This is a genomic window from Oceanicaulis sp. LC35, from assembly GCF_052055585.1.
GTDB lineage: Bacteria > Pseudomonadota > Alphaproteobacteria > Caulobacterales > Maricaulaceae > Oceanicaulis.
The window spans coordinates 2,431,914-2,449,012 of sequence record NZ_CP170485.1 but is presented as its reverse complement, the minus strand read 5'-3'; the positions used below and the strand labels follow the sequence as shown (position 1 = coordinate 2,449,012).

The following is a 17,099-nucleotide window of genomic DNA, read 5'->3' as shown; positions in this document are numbered from 1 at the left end:
TGTTGGGAGGAATGTTGTCATGCCCTGTCTACACAGGGGGTTTGCCAAGTTCGCCGTCTCTGACTACACCGCTGACTTTGTTTGTTCTGACAAAGGTCCGCAGCCATGCGCCATTTCCTGTCGACTGAAGACTGGTCCCGGAGTGACTTGCAATCGATCATCGATCGAGCGCGAGAGCTGCGATCCAGTCCGATGGGGGATGCGCTGAAGGGCAAGTCGGTCGCCCTGATGTTCTTTAACCCGTCGCTGCGGACGCGGACGAGCTTCCAGCTTGGCATCCAGCAATTGGGTGGTTTCGCCATCGTGCTTGATGCGCAGGGCCAGACCTGGCCGGTGGAATTCGAGGACGGCGCCATCATGGACGCCGGTCCGGAAGAGCACATCAAGGAAGCTGCACGCGTTCTGTCGCGTTATGTGGACCTGATCGCCATTCGCTGCTTCCCCAAATTCCAGGACTGGGAAGCCGAGCGCGAGGATCCGCTGATCAGCGCCTATGCGAAATATGCCACCGTGCCGGTGATCAATATGGAGACCATCGTCCATCCCTGTCAGGAGCTGGCGATGATGATGGCGCTTCAGGATCGTCATGGCGATGTGTCGGGCAAGGACTTCCTTCTGACCTGGGTGCCCCATCCCAAGCCACTCAACACCGCGGTCGCGAACTCTGCGATCCTGATGGCGTCCAAGATGGGCATGAATGTGCGCCTGTTGATCCCTGATGACGCCTATCAGCTGGACGAGCGCTACATGGATGCCGCGGAGCGTTTCTGCGGCGAGAACAAGACCCGTTTCACCGTCACGACCGATGTCGAGGAAGGCTATTCGGGCGCCCATGCGGTCTACGCCAAGAGCTGGGGCGCTCTGCCCTTCTATGGCGCCTGGGAAGGGGAAGCGCCGTATCGCGCCAAGGGCGCCGGCTTCATGATTGATGACGCCAAGATGGCGCTGACCGACAACGCGACCGTCAGCCACTGCCTGCCCATGCGCCGTAATGTGAAAATTGCTGATTCCGTCGTCGACAGCCCGGCCTTCCTCGGCATCGAGGAAGCGGAAAACCGTCTTCACGTCCAGAAAGCGATGATGGAGCAGCTGGTTCAGGACGCACAGGGATGACGGCGTCCAAATCCTTTCCCGAGCGGGGCGGCGCCAACGCGCCGGTCCGGTCCGCCATCGTGCAGCTTCTGTCCAATATGCGCGACGGCAAGGAGATCCGTGAATATCTCAACCGCTTCTCCGAGCTCGATCAGGAACGCTTTGCCGTTGTCAAAGTGGGCGGCGCGATCATCGAGGAAGACCTGGATGCGCTCGCGGGCGCGCTCGCCTTCCTGCAATCGGTCGGGCTGGCGCCCATCGTCGTGCATGGCGGCGGTCCCCAGCTGAACGAGACGCTTGAGGCGGCGGGTTTCCCCGAAGAGCGCAAGAACGGTCTGCGCATCACCCCGCCTGAGGCCATTGGCGTGGTGCGCGACACCCTGACAGCGGTCAATCTCAAGCTCGTTCAGGCTGTGCGTGATTGCGGCGGTCGGGCGGCGGCGGTGCCGTCTGGCGTGTTCGAGGCCGAGCTCATTGACGAGGCGGGGCTGGGCCGTGTGGGCGAACCCACTGCGGTGCGTCTGGAACTGGTGGCTGCGGCGGCGAAGGCTGGCCAGGCTCCGATCCTCACCTGCCTGGGGGATACCTCGGACGGGCGGCTCGTGAACATCAACGCCGACAGCGCGGTGCGGGCTCTGGTGCACAAGCTGCAGCCCTATAAGGTCGTCTTCCTGACCGGGACGGGTGCGCTTCTGGATGCCGGCAAACAGCCGATCTCCGCGATCAACCTCGCCACCGATTATGATGACCTGATGGCGTCGGACTGGGTGGCGGGCGGCATGCGGCTCAAGCTGCAGGAGATCAAGCTGTTGCTGGATGACCTGCCGCTCTCAAGCTCGGTGTCGATCACCCGGCCTGACCAGCTTGCCAAGGAGCTGTTCACCCATGCTGGCGCGGGCACGCTGGTGCGTCGCGGCGAGCGGATGCTCGAGCTCGACAGCTTTGCTCAACTCGATCAGGCGCGGGCGCGCGATCTGATTACGAAGGCCTTTGGCCGGGCGCCGGTGGCTGACTATTTCGACAATATGGCGTTTGACCATGCCTTCGTGACCGAAAACTATCGCGCCGCCGCGATCACGACGCGTCTGGATGACATGGTGTATCTGGACAAGTTCGCCGTGCTCGATGAAGCGCGGGGCGAAGGTCTGGGCGGTGCGGTCTGGCGGCGTCTGATCGATTATGCGCCCAAGCTGTACTGGCGCTCGCGCTCCAATAACCCGGTCAACGAATTCTATTTCTCCACCTGTCATGGCGCGGTGAAGGCCGGTCAATGGACCGTGTTCTGGCGGGGCGAGGATGATCTGACGAAGATTCCGGCCCGTGTCGAACGCATCGCCGCGCTTCCAGCCACGCTGGAGGACGGCAAATGAAGACGATCGGACTTGTCGGGGCGCGGGGGCATACGGGACGCGAGCTGATCCGCCTGTTGGCCGAGCGTGAGGACCTCACGCTTGCGCTGGCGGTGTCGCGCGCCATGGATGGCCAGCCTGTGACCGACATGGCGCCGGAAGGCCCTGTAGGCCTGCTGTTCGAGGCTTTGGGGCCCGAGGCGGTAGCGCAGCGCCAGTGCGACGGCGTCATTCTCGCCATGCCCAATGGTCAGGCCGCGCCCTATGTAGCCGCGATCGAGGCGGCCAAACCGGACACGGTCATTGTGGACCTGTCGGCGGACTATCGCTTTGACGGCAGCTGGGCCTATGGCTTGCCGGAGCTCTATGGCCGTGATGCGATCCGGGGCGCGAGCCGGATCTCCAACCCGGGATGTTATGCGACAGCCGGTCAGCTCGCGGTTGCGCCCATGCGGGACGCCCTGAGCGGCCCGGCCCATTTGTTTGGCGTGTCCGGTTATTCCGGCGCGGGCACCACGCCCAACCGGCGCAATGATGTGGATGCGCTCAAGGACAATCTCATGCCCTATGCGTTGATGGGCCATATCCATGAGCGTGAGATGAGCCGTCATTTGGGCCATGAGGTGCGCTTCAGCCCGCATGTTGCGGAATTCTTCCGCGGCATTGTCATGACGGTGCAGATGGAGTTCTCCGCGCCTGTAAGCGCGGCGGCGTTCCGCGCCGCCTATGACACGGCCTATGGCGATGAGCCGCTGATCCGCATTCAGGACGAAGCCCCGGAAGTGATTGAAGGGGCGAATAATCCTGGCGCCGTGCTAGGCGGCTTCGCGCTGAGTGAAGACGGGCGACGCGGCGTCATGGTGTGCGCGCTCGACAATCTTCTCAAAGGCGCGGCCGTGCAGGCCTTGCAGAATCTTTGCCTGGGTCTGGGCGTTGCGGAGTTCGAGCCGATCGGAGGCTGACAGCTTCGTGACTTGGTCTTGAGCGGCTTTGCCCCAACTGTATAGGGGTGATCCCTGATGGAGGCCGTCATGAAAGCTGTCCTCGCCGCCGCCTTTGCGGCTTTGTCCCTTTCCGGCGTCGCGTTGGCGCAGGATGACACCTATGTCCATCCCGCCCGATCTGATGGCGCTGACCTGCCGGACGGGCTGGCGCATACCGTATTTGCGTCGGGCTGTTTCTGGTGCACGGAAGCTGACTTTGAAAAGCTCGACGGCGTGGTCGAGGTCGTGTCCGGCTTTACCGGCGGGCGCGAGGACAATCCTGACTATTACGATGTTGCGCGGGGGCGGACCGGACATAACGAGGCGGCGCGGATCATCTATGACCCGTCCGTGATCAGCTATGATGAGCTGCTGCATCACTATTGGCGCAATGTGGATCCGTTTGATGAGGGCGGGCAGTTCTGTGACCGCGGCTCAGGCTATGCGCCGGGCATCTTCCCGGTGAGCGCCGAGCAGCACGCGGCGGCGGAAGCGTCTCGTGAGAGCGTGCAGGCCCTGTTCGAGCGCCCGATCATCGTCCAGGTGCGCGACCTGACGACCTTCTGGCCTGCGGGCATCGAGCATCAGGATTATCATGAGACCCATCCGGCCCGGTATACGCGCTATCGCTTCGGCTGCCGCCGGGATGCGCGCCTGCGCCAGATCTGGAACGGGATCGAAGAGGGCTAAAAGCGCATTGACATGAGCGTGTGATGTCGGGACTGTTTCGCCCATGAGCGATGACAAGATCAAAGGCCCCGCATCCTACTTTCCTTCCATCGAGAAGAAGTATGGCCGCCCGATTTCTGAGTGGAAGGGCTTGGTTCGCGCGGCGATGCCGGCCAAGCACATGGAACTCGTAACCTTGCTGAAAGAGCAGCATGGCATGGGGCATGGCCATGCCAATGCTATTGTCGCTCATACCCTGGCCGAGGCCGGATCCTGAGCCGGGACGCAATCCGGGCGTCTCACTTAGACCCCCGAGTTGCTTCAAGACGGTTTTCGCACGGGTAGGCGGCTTCTTGTGCAGAGCTGCCTAGGGCGCGTCAGCGCGCATTTCCGCGACGCGGGTCTCATACGCCGCGTCGCGTTCCAGCCTCTGATAGCCGCTGGCGCGGAAGATCCTGTAGGTGCGATAGCGGTCGCCGCCGAGCGGGATCGAAATTTCCTCGACCTGTTCGAACTGATCAAAATCCCAATCCAGAAGCGGTTCTTCTTCGGGCCGTTCGGAGATGATGAGGACCGGCGCTGAAAAACCGTCCGGCAGAGGCCAGGTCTGTTCGGCGAAATTCTGGGCGTGTTCGGCGCGCACCCACATGAAGACCTGACCGTCAAAGTCTGCGCCATAGCGTTGGAACTGGTGCATGTCGTTGCGGTTGTCATAGACCAGCGTGCTGACGCCTTGCTCCCGGGAGACTGTCTCCACGGCCTCGATCGTTTCCGGCCATCCGCGCACGCGCTTGAACGCATTGGCGAGACCTGCAGCGTCGGACAGCGGCGTCGAGGCGGCGAACGCCATCATCGCCAGGCCGGCGACTGTATGAAGGCCCAGCGAGCCATAGAGCACCCAGCGACGCCAGTTGGGCCCCTGCATCAGGAACGCCGTCACCAGGATGATGCCGGTCACATAGGCGCTGGCCGCCCAGTTGGCGTGTGCGCGGCTGATGAAGGCCTGCGCGCTGACGATCAACAGGACCGGCACGCAAAAGCCTGCCAGCATCAGCCGGGGCCGCGCGGCGTTCCAGTCCAGCGAGATATCACGGCAGGCCGCGACCAGGGCCCAGATCAGGATGATGAAGAACGCCGGACCAAAGACGCCCAGCTGCCCCGTCAGAAAGTCGAGCAATTCTTCGGGGTGGAACAGGGAGCCGCCCCAGTTGGCGTTGGCGGCGGTATGAGAGACCGTCGCGAATTCGTGCTGGGCGTTCCAGATCACATTGCCTGAAATGATGAGGGCGAAGAGCGCCAGCGCCGCTGCACCTTGCAAGGAAAGGAGGGCGCGCCGGGAGGGGGCGTCCAGGACCACGCTGATCCCCAGTCCGATCAGAAGGTAGATCGCGGCATATTTGGACAGGAAAGCATAGCCCGTCGCCGCGCCCAGCAGCAGGGTGAAGCGCCAGTCCGGGCCTTCGCGCAGGCGCACCAGCGCGTAAAGCGCCGTGCTGAAGCCCGCCATCAGAACGGCATCGGTCGAGATGATGGTTGAGGACAGCCAGATCGCCGGCATCACCGCCCAGCCCAAAGCTGTAAGGGCGCCGGTGCGCGCATCAAACAGGCGCGCCGCACTCAGTCCGAGCATGATGGCGGTCAGCGTATGAAGGAAGGGAGCGGCCAGACGGACCGCCCAGTCCGCATCGCCAAAGATGGAAGTGGTCGCCGCGATGATCCAGGCGATCATGGGCGGCTTGGAGAAATAGCCCCAGTCCAACTCCCGCGACCATAGCCAGTACTGGGTCTCGTCCGCGTAGAGGCTGTTGGGATCCGCCAGCAGCGCCATCACCCGCATGAGAAGCAGACCGGCGAGAATCGCCGCGGTCAGGATGAACAGGGGCCGATGAGCGGCAGGCTGGGCGTATATCTTTTCCATGTCCGCTACATGCGGTGAGCGAGCGGTGTTGTCAAAGAGCAAGGAGGGGTGGTGAGGGGGGTGTGGCATTCAAGGCACGCTCCGCTTCGCGCGTGCACAAAGGCCCATTTTGTTAGAGACATTCTTAAGGATGGTTTTTTCCGCCTTAACCGGTGCGACATTTAGTAATTTCAATGGGTTGTTAGAAATTTCCTGATCCGTCCCCGAATGATTTGAAGCAACTTCTGTCGCAATGGACAAGAAACCGAGAATTTAGTGTCACGGAAGTGTCACGTATGGCCGTTATCGCCCGCAGTCCAAGCGGGGCGCAGGGGGTGTCCCGTCGGTAAAGGTCGAAAGAGAAACATGTCGAAGTTTAATCCCTGGGCCTACGGTGCGGCTGCCGCCGCCCTGCTGGCCGCCGCTCCGACTGCGGTTTACGCTCAAGAGACGTCTTCCCAACTGCGCGGCTCCATCGTCGATGCCTCTGGCAATGCGATCTCTGGCGCTCGCATCTCCATCATCCACACCCCGTCTGGCACGGTCAGCACTGCGACCACCAACGACAGCGGCGCGTTCTTCGCTTCCGGTCTGCGCGTTGGCGGCCCGTACACCATCACCATCGCTGCTGCCGGCTTTGACGGTCAGGCCATTGAAGACCTGAACCTGCGCCCGGGTCCGCAAGCTCCGCTGCGCCTGACGCTGAACCCGCAAGCTGCCGACGTCATCGTCGTCACCGGCCAGGCCATCAACACCAATGACCTGAACAACGGCGTGGGCTCCAACTACACCGCGCGCGACATCTCCAACCAGCCGTCGCTGAGCCGTGACGTCATCGCCACCCTGGCGCGTGACCCGCTCGCGATCTCCAACGGCCCGAACAACCTGTCCGTCGCTGGCGTGAACCCGCGCTACAACGGCGTGACCATCGACGGCGCCCGTCAGCAAGACGCGTTCGGCCTTGGCACCAACACCTTTGCCACCGCCCGTTCGCCGATCAACATCGACATCCTCGAGTCCGTGTCGCTGGTTGCTTCTGATTACTCCGTGATCACCGGCGGCTTCACCGGCGGCGGCGTTACCGCCACCACCAAAGCCGGCACCAACGAGTTCGATGGTTCCGCGTTCTATTACTATCGCGACCAGGACTATTACGGCGAAGAATCCTTCGGCGGCGAGCGCACCTACTCCCCGGGTGAATTCGACGAAAAAGAATACGGCGTGACCCTGCGCGGCCCGATCATCGAAGACGTGCTGTTCTTCTCGCTGTCCTACGACAAATTCGAAACCGCTTCGGCCATCGACTTCACGTCGTCCGACAGCAACTCGGGCATCAATCCGCAGTTCTTCGACGCACTGAACACCATGGTTCAGAACACCTACGGCATCGACATGCTGGGTCGTCCGACCCAAGCTGCTGTTCCGTCCGAAACCGAGCGTTACTTCGCTCGCGTTGACTGGAACATCAACGATGATCACCGTCTGCGCGTTTCCTACCAGAAGACCGAAGACGCCGGCATCTCCAACATCGGTTCGCGCAACTTCGAATCCGCTTGGTACGACACGCCGACCACCCTGGAATCCTGGTCTGGTGAACTGTTCTCCAACTGGAACGAGAACCTGTCCACCACCCTGCGCGCCAGCCACATCGACTTCGTGCGTGGCCAGAACTGCCGCGCCGCTGAAGGCGTCGGCCAGCTGGAATTCCGCCTCAGCGCCGCTGACGTCGCCGGCACCGCGCTGGACGGTCTGCTGACCAACGCGTCCGAGCAAACCTTCACCGGCGGCTGTGACCGTTACCGTCACGCCAACGAATACTCTGACGAGCGTCTGACCCTGTTCGGTCAAGCTGACTACGTGTGGAACGACTTCGTCTTCACCGTTGGCGGTGAATACGAGCAACTGGACGTGTTCAACGTGTTCGTCGAGCGTTCGCGCGGCAACTTCGTGTTCAACGACGTGGATGACATCCTGAACCAGACGGCTCAGGTCCAGTACATCAACGCGACCTCGAACACGGCTGCTGACGCCGCTGCTGCCTGGGGCTACGATCGCTACACCGCGTTCGCTCAAGCCACCTGGCAAGCTCTGGACAACCTCGAGTTCAACGCTGGCGTTCGCTACGAAAACCTGTCCACGGGCGACACCCCGACTCTGGACCCGACCTTCGAGCAGTCTGTCGGCTTTGCGAACACCTCCACCATCGACGGCCTTGACATCCTGATGCCGCGCGTCGGCTTCCGCTACGAGCCGTTTGAACGCACCACCATCACCGGTGGCGTGGGCCTCTTCTCGGGCGGTGATCCGGCCGTTTGGACCTCCAACGCGTATCAGGCTCCGGTCGTGTCCGTGTCCGGCACCTTCACCGGCGTGACCGGCAACTCGATCCCGCAAGCCCTGCTGGACCAGGTCGCCAACGGCACCCCGCAAGCCATCGACGCCATCGACCCGAACTTCGAGATCCCGAACGACCTGAAAGCGTCTCTGCGCGTTGACCAGGAATTCGATCTCGACTTCGGCGGCTTCAACCTCGGCAGCGGCTACCTGTTCTCTGCTCAGGTGCTGTACACCGAAGGCCAAGACACCTTCCTGTGGCGTCAAGCCGCTCAAACCATTGAGCAGCCCTACGCCCAGACCGGTGTTGCTCCGGATGGCCGCCCGATCTACGCCGACCTTCAGGACCTGGGCGCGACCAACCGCACCATCCTGACCAACGGCTCTGGCGGTGAAAGCCTCGTCTACACCCTGTCGCTGCAAAACGACTTCGACAACGGCTTTGGCTTCTTCGCATCCTACGCTCACCAGGATGTCGAAATGCTCACCGAGGGTTCCTCCTCGCGCGGCATCTCGTCCTGGCGCGGTCAGCTGGCTGTGGACCGGAACTATCCGGAAGCCCGCACCTCGATCTATCAGGTCGAGCACGCCTTCAAACTGGCCTTCAGCTATGAGCGTGATTTCTACCGTGACCTGACCACCCGCGTGGACCTGTTCGGTCAAATCACCTCGGGTTCGCCGTACACCTACACCTTTGACATCAGCTCCTCGAACGCCCTGTTCGGCCGCGCTGGCAACGGTGAAAGCCCGTACGACAACTCCCCGCTGTACATCCCGACCGCCAACGACGCTCGCGTCGTCTACGCATCGGGCTTCGACCTGAACGGCTTTAACGAGCTGGTCGACGCTCACGGTATGTCTCGCGGTGAGATCGCTGACGTGCACGGTCTGTCTTCTCGCTGGAACCAGCGTTGGGACTTCCGCTTCCAGCAAGATCTGCCGGGCATTCCGGGCGCCGATCGCTGGGTTGGCGACAACCGTCTGAAGCTGGTCTTTGACGTCGAGAACGTCATGAACCTGATCAACGACGAGTGGGGCACCTACTCTTCCGGCATCAGCAACGGCCAGGCCGCCATCGTGTCTGCTGACCTCGTCAGCGCCGCCGATGTGGCTCTGAACGGTGTTGACGCCGCCGCCGCCCTGACCGGCGACGCTCCGCGCACCACCTGCCTGACCGCCGGCGATTGCGTGTACCGTTTCAACCGTTTCAACGGCAACAACGGCAGCACCGACCGTCCGTCGTCTTCGGCTTCGGTCTGGAAAGCTCGCATCGGCATCCGTTACGAGTTCTAAGACTCACCTCGGATACGATCGAAATGATTGGGGCGGCGGTCTTCGGACCGCCGCCCTTTTCTTTTTATGCCTGAAGCGGCGGCCTGCTGACCGCGTCCGTCGCAAAACTGTGACCCCCTCGCGCTATGCAGGGCTTCACTGCTGATCGCCTGCTGCATGGGGAAACATCATGGTCCGCACTTTCGCTTCCGCCTGGACGCGCCGCTTCGTCCTGACTTCCGCCGCTTCCGGCGCGGCCGCCGCTCTGACGGCGGGCTGCACCATGCCGGTGACGGAAGCCGCAGCGCCGGTCTTCCGCAATGACCCGTTCAGCCTGGGCGTGGCGTCCGGCGAGCCGACCTCTGACGGTTTCGTGCTTTGGACGCGCCTGGCGCCGAACCCGCTTGATCCTGATGGCGGCATGGCGCCTGAAGCCGTGGATGTGGCCTGGGAATTGTCAGAGGACGAGGCCTTCACCACCATTGTTCGGTCCGGCGTCGAGCGGGCGCTGCCCGATTGGGGCCACTCGGTCCATGCCGAGATCTATGGCCTGCCGGCGGGTCGCGAATACTTCTTCCGCTTTCATGTCGGGGGCGTGACGAGCCCTGTGGGTCGCGCCCTGACGGCGCCTGCCTATGGCTCTGGCGTGGACGCCATGAAGATCGCCTGGTGTTCGTGCGCCCATTACGAGCAGGGCTTCTTTCACGCCTATCGCAACATGGCTGAAGAGCGCCCGGACCTGATCGTCCACACGGGCGACTATGTTTATGAATCAAGCTGGGGCCCGCAAGTGCGCCGCCATGTGGTGCCCGAGCCCTACACCCTTGCTGATTATCGCATGGTGCACGCCCTGTATCGTCTGGACCCCGACCTTCAGGCCGCCGCCGCCATCGCGCCCTGGCTTGTGACCTGGGACGACCATGAGGTCGATAACGATTATGCGGGCGATATCGGCGAGCAGGCCTTCGTCTCCGTCGAGGATTTCCGCGCCCGCCGTCTGGCCGCCTATCAGGCCTATTGGGAAAACATGCCCCTGCGTCGCCGCTCCATGCTGGAGCGCGCTTCGGGCCGCATGCGCATCTACTGGCAGACCGTCTTCGGCGATCTGGCTGAAGTGAACATGACCGATGGTCGCCAGTTCCGCACGCCGATGGCTTGCCCGACCGAAACCGATCGCGGCGGCAATATCGTGCCTGCAAGCTGTGACGAGCTGGTTGACCCCAACCGCACCTATCTGGGCAATGGCCAGGAGCGCTGGCTGGCGGGCGGCGTCGCCAGCTCGGGCGCGATCTGGAACTTCATTGTCCAGCCGACCCTGTTCTCGCCGTTCAACTTCTCCAATGGTCAGACCGGCGAAGACATGGTCTGGACCGATGGCTGGGACGGCTATCCGCTGGCCCGTCAGCGTCTGATCGACGCGCTGGCCCGCAAGCAGAACGCCAACCCGATCATTCTGGGCGGCGACACCCATTGCTACTGGGTCACTGATGTAAAGCAGGATTATAACGACATGAACTCGGCCACTGTGGCGACCGAGTTTGTCACGACCGCTGTCACCAGCCATCGCGGCGGCTATGAGAGCACGGCGGCCTTCCTGCCCAACAATCCGCATATCAAGCACTTCGATACCCGCGAGCAGGGCTATGGCCTGATCCGTCTGAGCCGTGAGCGCGCTGAGGTCGATCTGCGTGTGGTCGGGGATGTGTCGCGCCGGGACGGCTACGCCCCGCGCAATCAGAAACAGTATGTCATCGAGGCCGGTCAGCCGGGCGCAGTGGAAGTCTGACGCTTGCGATAAATCCTCTACAACCGGGGTGCGGCGCATGATATGGGCGTTGCATGACCACACGCACCGTACCCCACGAAACCGCGCCCCAATCCGTCATCCACACCGCCTGGCCCTATCATGAGGACTGGGCGGAGTCGCTGGAGGGCGCGCGCACGGAATTCACCGAGTTTCTGAGCCTCGTCGCCGCGCCGGGCGCGACCGGCAAGGCGCAGAAGCTGGTGATCTATGTCGCCAACGCCGAGGCCGAAGCCAGCGCCCGTCAGGCGTTGGGCGAAAGGGCTGTGTATGTGCGCGCGGCCTATGGCGATGTGTGGACCCGTGACACCGGCCCGGTCTTTGTGAAGACCGATGAGGGGCTGAAAGCCCTGCGCTTCCGCTTCAATGGCTGGGGCGGCAAATATGAATACCCCGGCGATGAAAGCATTGGCGCCGTGATCGCCAAACGCGCCGGCGCAACGATCGAAACGCTCGACTGGATTTGCGAAGGCGGCGCTCTGGAGTTTGACGGCGAGGGCACGGCGATCACCACGCGCGATGTGGTGCTCAATCCCAACCGCAATCCGCGCCTGTCTGAAGCGCAGGTGGAAGCGGATCTCAAGCGCACCTGCGGCATTGAAAAGGTGATCTGGCTCGATGACGGTCTGGCGGGCGATCATACGGACGGGCATATCGACAATGTGGCGCGCTTTGCAGCGCCGGGTGTTGTCGTGACCCAGCGTCCTTCGGGCGTGGGCGATCCCAATACGGCGCTCTATGCCCGCACCATCCGGGCGCTCAAACAGGCCAGGGACGCCAGGGGCCGTGTTCTGAAAGTGATCGAGATTCCCTCTCCGGGCTTTGTGGAAAGCCTGGATGGCGGGCCTGCGGCTGCGTCTCACATGAACTGGATCATCGGGCCGCGCCATGTGGTCATGCCGGCCTATAACCGGTATGCCGAAGAGGCTGTGCGATCACTTTCCCACGCTTTTCCTGATCATGAGGTTGTCGCGAGCCCCGCAAACCATATCCTGACGGGTGGCGGCGCATTCCATTGCGTCACCAATAACCAACCCGAATAGCCATGGTGGCGCCGTGATCGCACTCGCACTTCCGCTCAGCGTACTGTCTCTGGCCCTGGCGGATACATCCGCGGCCTCAAGCTCTCCTGAAGCCGAAGCGCCGATGCGCGCGATGGAGGAAGCGCTCGACTATCTCGACGCCTTCCAGCTCGAGGTGGCCGATGTCGCCCAGCATGAGCGCATGGTCGGCTTTGCCGCGGCGATCCTGGAAAATGGTCAGCCGGTGGCGATCTACACCTCCGGCGAGACGCGCCGCGGCTCCGGAGAGCCGGTGACGGCGGATACGGTGTTCCGTCTGGCGTCGGTGTCGAAAACCTTCGCGGGGACCATGCTGGGCCTGCTTGATGACGCCGGGCTGGTCAGTCTGGACGCGCGTGTCCCGACGAGCGTGCTGGACCTTGATGGTGAGCGGCAGCCGACCTGGCGGGAGCTCGCCAGCCATCAGACGGGTTTGCCGCCGAACGCTTATGACAATCTGATTGAGGCGGGTCGGGATGCGCATACAGTTCGGGCGCGCCTGACCGAAGTACCGCTGCTGTGCCCGATGGGGGAATGCTACACCTATCAGAATGTGGCGTTCGACGTGGTGCGCGATCTGATCGAGGACGCGACCGGGCAGAGCTATCAGGACGCGGTGCAGACCTATCTGTTTGATCCGCTGGGGATGCAAAGCGCCGGCTTTGGAGCTGAAAATCTCGAGCGCGCCGAGAGCTGGGCGGCGCCCCATTTCGGACGCTCGCAGCGTCTGGGCGATGCGGCGACCGATTACGACACCCTGCCGGCGGCGGCGGGCGTGTCACTCAGCCTCAATGATCTGATCATCTGGGCGCAGGCCCAGATGGACCCGCAAGCGTATGGTTTGCCGGAAAGCGCGATCGAGCGCGCTCATACCCCGCAAACCCGCTCGCTTCGGGAAACCCGCAATCTGCGTCGACTGGGCCGGGTGGAGGACACCTCTTATGGTCTGGGCTGGCGGATTTATGACTGGCAGGGCGAGCGTACGCTGATCGTACATGGCGGCGCGCTGGCCGGATATGGCTCACAGGTCGTGCTGGAGCCGGAGACCGGTTTTGCATTCGTGGCGCTGTGGAACGCCGATTTCGGACTTCCGCGCTTGCTCTGGCCTACGGCAATGGATATGCGCACCGGCGATGGCCCTGGGGCCTTTGTCGACGATGCGATCGCTCGGATGAGATAATGACCGACACTTTCACCATGGGTGTCCTGCAAGCGCCGCTGGGCGGCAGCATGGACGCCAACATCAAGACCATTTCAGAGCTGGTGCGCGAAGCGGCCGGGCGGGGTGCGCAGGTGATCCTGCCGCCCGAACTGTTCCAGGGGCCGTATTTCTGCAAGACCCAGGTCGAGGACTGGTTTGCGACCGCCTATCCGGCGATGGAGCATCCGTGCGTCATCGCCATGCAGAAACTCGCGCAAGAGCTGGATGTGGCCATCTCGGTCTCCATCTATGAGCGCGAGGGGCCGCTCTACTACAATTCCATGGTCATGCTGGATGCGGGCGGCAAGGCGCTGGGCGTCTATCGCAAAAGCCATATCCCTGACGGTCCGGGGTATCAGGAGAAGTATTACTTCCGCCCCGGCGATACCGGCTTCAAGGTCTGGGACACCAAATTCGGCAAGGTGGGCGTCGGCATTTGCTGGGACCAGTGGTTCCCCGAAGCCGCTCGCTCCATGGCGCTTCTGGGCGCGGAAATGCTGCTCTACCCGACCGCGATCGGGGCTGAGCCGCACAATCCGGCGCTCGACACCGCCGCGGCCTGGCGCCGGGCCATGCAGGGGCATGCCGTCTCCAACTGCATCCCTGTGGGCGCGGCCAACCGGATCGGGGATGAGGACGGGCAGGTGTTCTATGGCACCAGCTTCATCTGCGACAATACCGGCGAGGTGAAAGCCGATCTGGGCCGGACCGAGACCGGAGTTCTGACCGCGACCTTCAATCGCAAGGAGCTCGACACGTTCCGCGCGGCCTGGGGCTTTTTCCGCGACCGTCGTCCCGAGCTCTATCTCTAGGGCAGACGCGCGCGGAACCGGCCAATCGGTTTGTGCGTTCATAGTCAAAGGCTGGCGCCCGCCAGCTCTGAACCGACGGCTTCACCGCCCGGATTTTCTGTCCGGCGCGGTGAAGCGTGTTCTGTGCAGAAGGACCTCGCATGACCCAGACCCGCCGCTCCGCAAAACTACTGGTCCGGACCGCCACGCTGGCCGATGTGCCCGCCATTCTGGACCTGCAGGAGCGGGCCTATCCGGGCTGGGATCCTGACACGCCTGCGATGATCCGCGGCCAGATCGCCAACTTCCCTGATGGCCAGTTCGTGGTGGAGTATGAGGGCGATCTGGTGGGCTGGTGCGCCAGCTTCATCATTGACGAGGAATCCGCCTTCTCCCGCCATACCTGGGCCAGCATCACCGGCGGCGGTTTCGCCGCGCGCCACGATCCGGACGGGGACTGGGTCTATGGCATGGAAGTCGCGGTTGATCCCAGCCGCCGTCGCCTGCGCATCGGTCAGCGCCTGTATGATGCGCGCAAGGCCCTGTGCGAGGACTGGGGGCTGAAAGGCGTGGTCTTTGGCGGCCGCATGGCGGGCTTCCGCCGCAAGCGCAAGCAATACCCCACCCCGCAGGATTATCTCGACGCCGTGGTCAGTAATGAATTGCGCGACCCGGTGCTGAACTTCCAGATGCGCATGGGGTACGAGCCAGCGGGCGTTCTGAAGGGCTATCTGCCGGACGACAAGGAGTCAGGCGGCGCAGCGGCCCGGATGGTCTGGCGCAACCCGATGTATAACGAGAGCAATGGTCCGGTGAACCGCCCCACGCCCAATACGGTGCGTGTGGCGGCGATCCAGATGGCCATGCGCTCGATGGAGACGCTCAAGGAGTTCGAGCGCAACGTTGAATACTTCGTCGAGGTCTGCTCGGACTATCGCGCCGATTTCTGCGTCTTCCCGGAAATGTTCACCGTGGCCCTCTTGGCGCTGGAAAAGCGCAAGCTGACGCCGGAAGAAAGCATCGCCGCCCTGTCGCGCCACACCCCGCGCTTCATCGAGCTGATGAGCACGTTGGCGGTGCGCTACAACATCAACATTGTCGGCGGGTCACACCCCACGCGCACCGATGATGGCGACATTCAGAACGTCGCCTATGTGTTCCTGCGCGACGGCTCGGTGCACGCTCAGGAGAAGATCCACCCGACGCCCAACGAGCGCTACTGGTGGAATATCAAGGGCGGTGATGCCGTCGCCACCATCCCGACCGATTGCGGGCCTGTGGGCGTGCTGATCTGCTATGACACCGAATTCCCCGAGCTGGCGCGGCGTCTCGCCGATGAGGGCGCCAAGATCATCTTCGCGCCCTACGCCACCGATGACCGGGGCGGGCATTTGCGGGTGCGCTATTGCGCCCATGCGCGCGCAATCGAGAACCAGCTCTATGTGGTCACTGCGGGCAATGTGGGCAATCTGCCGGGCGTTGAGAACATGGACATCAACTACGCCCAGAGCGCCATTCTGACCCCGTGCGACTTCCCCTTCGCCCGCGACGGCATCGCCGCCGAGACCAGCGAGAATGTGGAGACGATTGCGGTGGCGGACCTGCACCTGGACGATCTTGTGCAGGCGCGCCGGTCGGGCACGGTGCGCAATCTGCGCGACCGCCGCTTTGATCTTTATCGGATTGTCTGGAAGGACCGCGGCTAGCGAGGTCTATTTCGCGGGGCGGCCCGGGACCATCAGCGCCAGCGCTACTGCGCCCGCAAGGCCCGGCCAGGTGAACGCCACAGCCTGATCAATCGCGCCGCCCATCAGGCTCAGCGCGCCAGCCAGAAGGCCGCCCAGAGCGATAACGCCCGCTATGGCGAGTATGATCAGACGGAAAGACACGGACGGGACGCTCCCACACCAATACGGCGCGAGTATGGCCCCATCCGGCTAATAATTGGTAAGGGCGGCGCGACTAGCCCGCCAGCAGCGCGCCCTGAATGCCGTCAAAGATGAACTGCGCCGCAAGCGCCGCCAGAATGACGCCCAGAATACGGGTGATCATCGCGGCGAGCGTATCACCGATCAGCCTCATGATCGCGCCTACGGCCAGGAACAGCACCAGGCAGAGCAAGAGGTTCGCGCCCATGCCGATGAACACCATCATCTGACCGCCCAGACCTTCCGCCTCGTTCATGAACAGCATGATGGAGGCGATGGCGCCCGGGCCCGCCAGCATGGGGATCGCCATGGGGAAGACGGAGATGTCTTCATGGGTGCCGGGGATTTCCTCATCGGCTTCGTTGAGGGCTTCCGCGCGTTCTTCACGGCGCTTGGAGCGGGTCTCGAAGATCATGTCGAGCGCCAGCATGAACAGCAGCACGCCGCCCGCAGCGCGGAAGGCGTCCAGACTCACATGCAGGGCGTCGAGTAGCCATTCGCCCAGATAGGCGAAGCCGAACAGAACCGCAGTGGCGATCAGAACGGATTTGATGGCCATGACGCGCCGGTGCGCGTTGGTGGAGCCTTCGGTCAGACTGGCGAAGATCGGCGCCACGCCGATCGGGTCGATCACGACGAAAAACGTGACGAGCGAGGCCGTCATCAGGCTCAAATCCAGCGCGTCCATATAACATCCCCAAGTGAAACGATGCGTTGC

General features: G+C 62.9%; 14 protein-coding genes. 11 read left to right on the top strand and 3 right to left on the bottom strand.

The window, feature by feature from the left end; all coding sequences use genetic code 11:
- Positions 1 to 105 precede the first annotated feature (105 nt).
- The 5 genes from ACFELO_RS11725 (at position 106) to ACFELO_RS11705 (ending at position 4,370) form a co-directional block, all read left to right on the top strand.
- A complete protein-coding gene (locus tag ACFELO_RS11725) occupies positions 106 to 1,113 on the top strand; it encodes an N-acetylornithine carbamoyltransferase (protein WP_440957945.1) in 1,008 nt (335 codons plus the stop codon).
- The gene (locus ACFELO_RS11720; RefSeq protein WP_440957944.1) at positions 1,110 to 2,462 is read left to right on the top strand and encodes an acetylglutamate kinase; all 1,353 of its coding nucleotides are present in this window, start codon (positions 1,110 to 1,112) and stop codon (positions 2,460 to 2,462) included. The genes ACFELO_RS11725 and ACFELO_RS11720 overlap by 4 nt, the downstream gene beginning before the upstream one ends.
- Positions 2,459 to 3,403 carry an N-acetyl-gamma-glutamyl-phosphate reductase gene (gene argC / locus ACFELO_RS11715; protein ID WP_440957943.1) on the top strand — a complete coding sequence of 315 codons (945 nt, stop codon included), beginning with the start codon at positions 2,459 to 2,461 and terminating at the stop codon, positions 3,401 to 3,403. The genes ACFELO_RS11720 and argC overlap by 4 nt, the downstream gene beginning before the upstream one ends.
- A 69-nt stretch (positions 3,404 to 3,472) precedes the next feature.
- Positions 3,473 to 4,114 carry a peptide-methionine (S)-S-oxide reductase MsrA gene (msrA, locus tag ACFELO_RS11710; protein ID WP_440957942.1) on the top strand — a complete coding sequence of 214 codons (642 nt, stop codon included), beginning with the start codon at positions 3,473 to 3,475 and terminating at the stop codon, positions 4,112 to 4,114.
- Positions 4,115 to 4,157: 43 nt separating this feature from the next.
- Positions 4,158 to 4,370 (top strand): DUF4287 domain-containing protein, encoded by a 213-nt coding sequence (locus tag ACFELO_RS11705; RefSeq protein ID WP_440957941.1) that lies wholly within the window; start codon positions 4,158 to 4,160, stop codon positions 4,368 to 4,370.
- A gap of 90 nt (positions 4,371 to 4,460) precedes the next feature.
- On the opposite strand, the gene ACFELO_RS11700 is transcribed toward ACFELO_RS11705, so the two are convergent.
- Complete coding sequence (locus ACFELO_RS11700; protein ID WP_440957940.1) at positions 4,461 to 6,011, bottom strand: ArnT family glycosyltransferase; 1,551 nt, start codon at positions 6,009 to 6,011, stop codon at positions 4,461 to 4,463.
- A 345-nt stretch (positions 6,012 to 6,356) separates the two neighbouring features.
- On the opposite strand from ACFELO_RS11700, the gene ACFELO_RS11695 reads away from it, so the two are divergent.
- From ACFELO_RS11695 to ACFELO_RS11670, 6 genes are all read left to right on the top strand, one after another.
- Positions 6,357 to 9,617, top strand: coding sequence for a carboxypeptidase regulatory-like domain-containing protein (locus ACFELO_RS11695; RefSeq protein ID WP_440957939.1), 3,261 nt, complete (start codon positions 6,357 to 6,359; stop codon positions 9,615 to 9,617).
- A gap of 169 nt (positions 9,618 to 9,786) precedes the next feature.
- Positions 9,787 to 11,382, top strand: a complete 1,596-nt coding sequence (locus ACFELO_RS11690; RefSeq protein ID WP_440957938.1) for an alkaline phosphatase D family protein — start codon at positions 9,787 to 9,789, stop codon at positions 11,380 to 11,382.
- Positions 11,383 to 11,435: 53 nt separating this feature from the next.
- The gene (locus ACFELO_RS11685; protein WP_440957937.1) at positions 11,436 to 12,443 is read left to right on the top strand and encodes an agmatine deiminase family protein; all 1,008 of its coding nucleotides are present in this window, start codon (positions 11,436 to 11,438) and stop codon (positions 12,441 to 12,443) included.
- Between the two features lie 13 nt (positions 12,444 to 12,456).
- A complete protein-coding gene (locus ACFELO_RS11680) occupies positions 12,457 to 13,641 on the top strand; it encodes a serine hydrolase domain-containing protein (protein WP_440957936.1) in 1,185 nt (394 codons plus the stop codon).
- Positions 13,641 to 14,474: an N-carbamoylputrescine amidase gene (gene aguB / locus ACFELO_RS11675; RefSeq protein ID WP_440957935.1), complete on the top strand. Its 834-nt coding sequence runs from the start codon at positions 13,641 to 13,643 to the stop codon at positions 14,472 to 14,474. Before ACFELO_RS11680 ends, aguB begins: the two co-directional genes overlap by 1 nt.
- 140 nt (positions 14,475 to 14,614) lie before the next feature.
- Entirely contained in the window at positions 14,615 to 16,159 is a 1,545-nt protein-coding gene (locus ACFELO_RS11670; protein WP_440957934.1) for a GNAT family N-acetyltransferase, read from the top strand.
- 6 nt (positions 16,160 to 16,165) lie between these two features.
- Here the strand turns inward: ACFELO_RS11670 and ACFELO_RS11665 are convergent, their stop codons facing one another.
- Together ACFELO_RS11665 and ACFELO_RS11660 are read right to left on the bottom strand one after the other, a co-directional pair.
- Positions 16,166 to 16,342: a hypothetical protein gene (locus ACFELO_RS11665; RefSeq protein ID WP_440957933.1), complete on the bottom strand. Its 177-nt coding sequence runs from the start codon at positions 16,340 to 16,342 to the stop codon at positions 16,166 to 16,168.
- Positions 16,343 to 16,415: 73 nt separating this feature from the next.
- Entirely contained in the window at positions 16,416 to 17,069 is a 654-nt protein-coding gene (locus tag ACFELO_RS11660) for a MarC family protein (protein WP_440957932.1), read from the bottom strand.
- Positions 17,070 to 17,099: the final 30 nt, after the last annotated feature.

Bases quoted from the DNA above. Each gene is read 5' to 3' on its own strand.
- aguB (WP_440957935.1), top strand. From the start codon at position 13,641: ATGACCGACACTTTCACCATGGGTGTCCTGCAAGCGCCGCTGGGCGGC.
- ACFELO_RS11725 (WP_440957945.1), top strand. From the start codon at position 106: ATGCGCCATTTCCTGTCGACTGAAGACTGGTCCCGGAGTGACTTGCAA.
- msrA (WP_440957942.1), top strand. From the start codon at position 3,473: ATGAAAGCTGTCCTCGCCGCCGCCTTTGCGGCTTTGTCCCTTTCCGGC.
- ACFELO_RS11685 (WP_440957937.1), top strand. From the start codon at position 11,436: ATGACCACACGCACCGTACCCCACGAAACCGCGCCCCAATCCGTCATC.
- ACFELO_RS11720 (WP_440957944.1), top strand. From the start codon at position 1,110: ATGACGGCGTCCAAATCCTTTCCCGAGCGGGGCGGCGCCAACGCGCCG.
- ACFELO_RS11695 (WP_440957939.1), top strand. From the start codon at position 6,357: ATGTCGAAGTTTAATCCCTGGGCCTACGGTGCGGCTGCCGCCGCCCTG.
- ACFELO_RS11670 (WP_440957934.1), top strand. From the start codon at position 14,615: ATGACCCAGACCCGCCGCTCCGCAAAACTACTGGTCCGGACCGCCACG.
- ACFELO_RS11700 (WP_440957940.1), bottom strand. From the start codon at position 6,011: ATGGAAAAGATATACGCCCAGCCTGCCGCTCATCGGCCCCTGTTCATC.
- ACFELO_RS11705 (WP_440957941.1), top strand. From the start codon at position 4,158: ATGAGCGATGACAAGATCAAAGGCCCCGCATCCTACTTTCCTTCCATC.
- argC (WP_440957943.1), top strand. From the start codon at position 2,459: ATGAAGACGATCGGACTTGTCGGGGCGCGGGGGCATACGGGACGCGAG.
- ACFELO_RS11690 (WP_440957938.1), top strand. From the start codon at position 9,787: ATGGTCCGCACTTTCGCTTCCGCCTGGACGCGCCGCTTCGTCCTGACT.
- ACFELO_RS11660 (WP_440957932.1), bottom strand. From the start codon at position 17,069: ATGGACGCGCTGGATTTGAGCCTGATGACGGCCTCGCTCGTCACGTTT.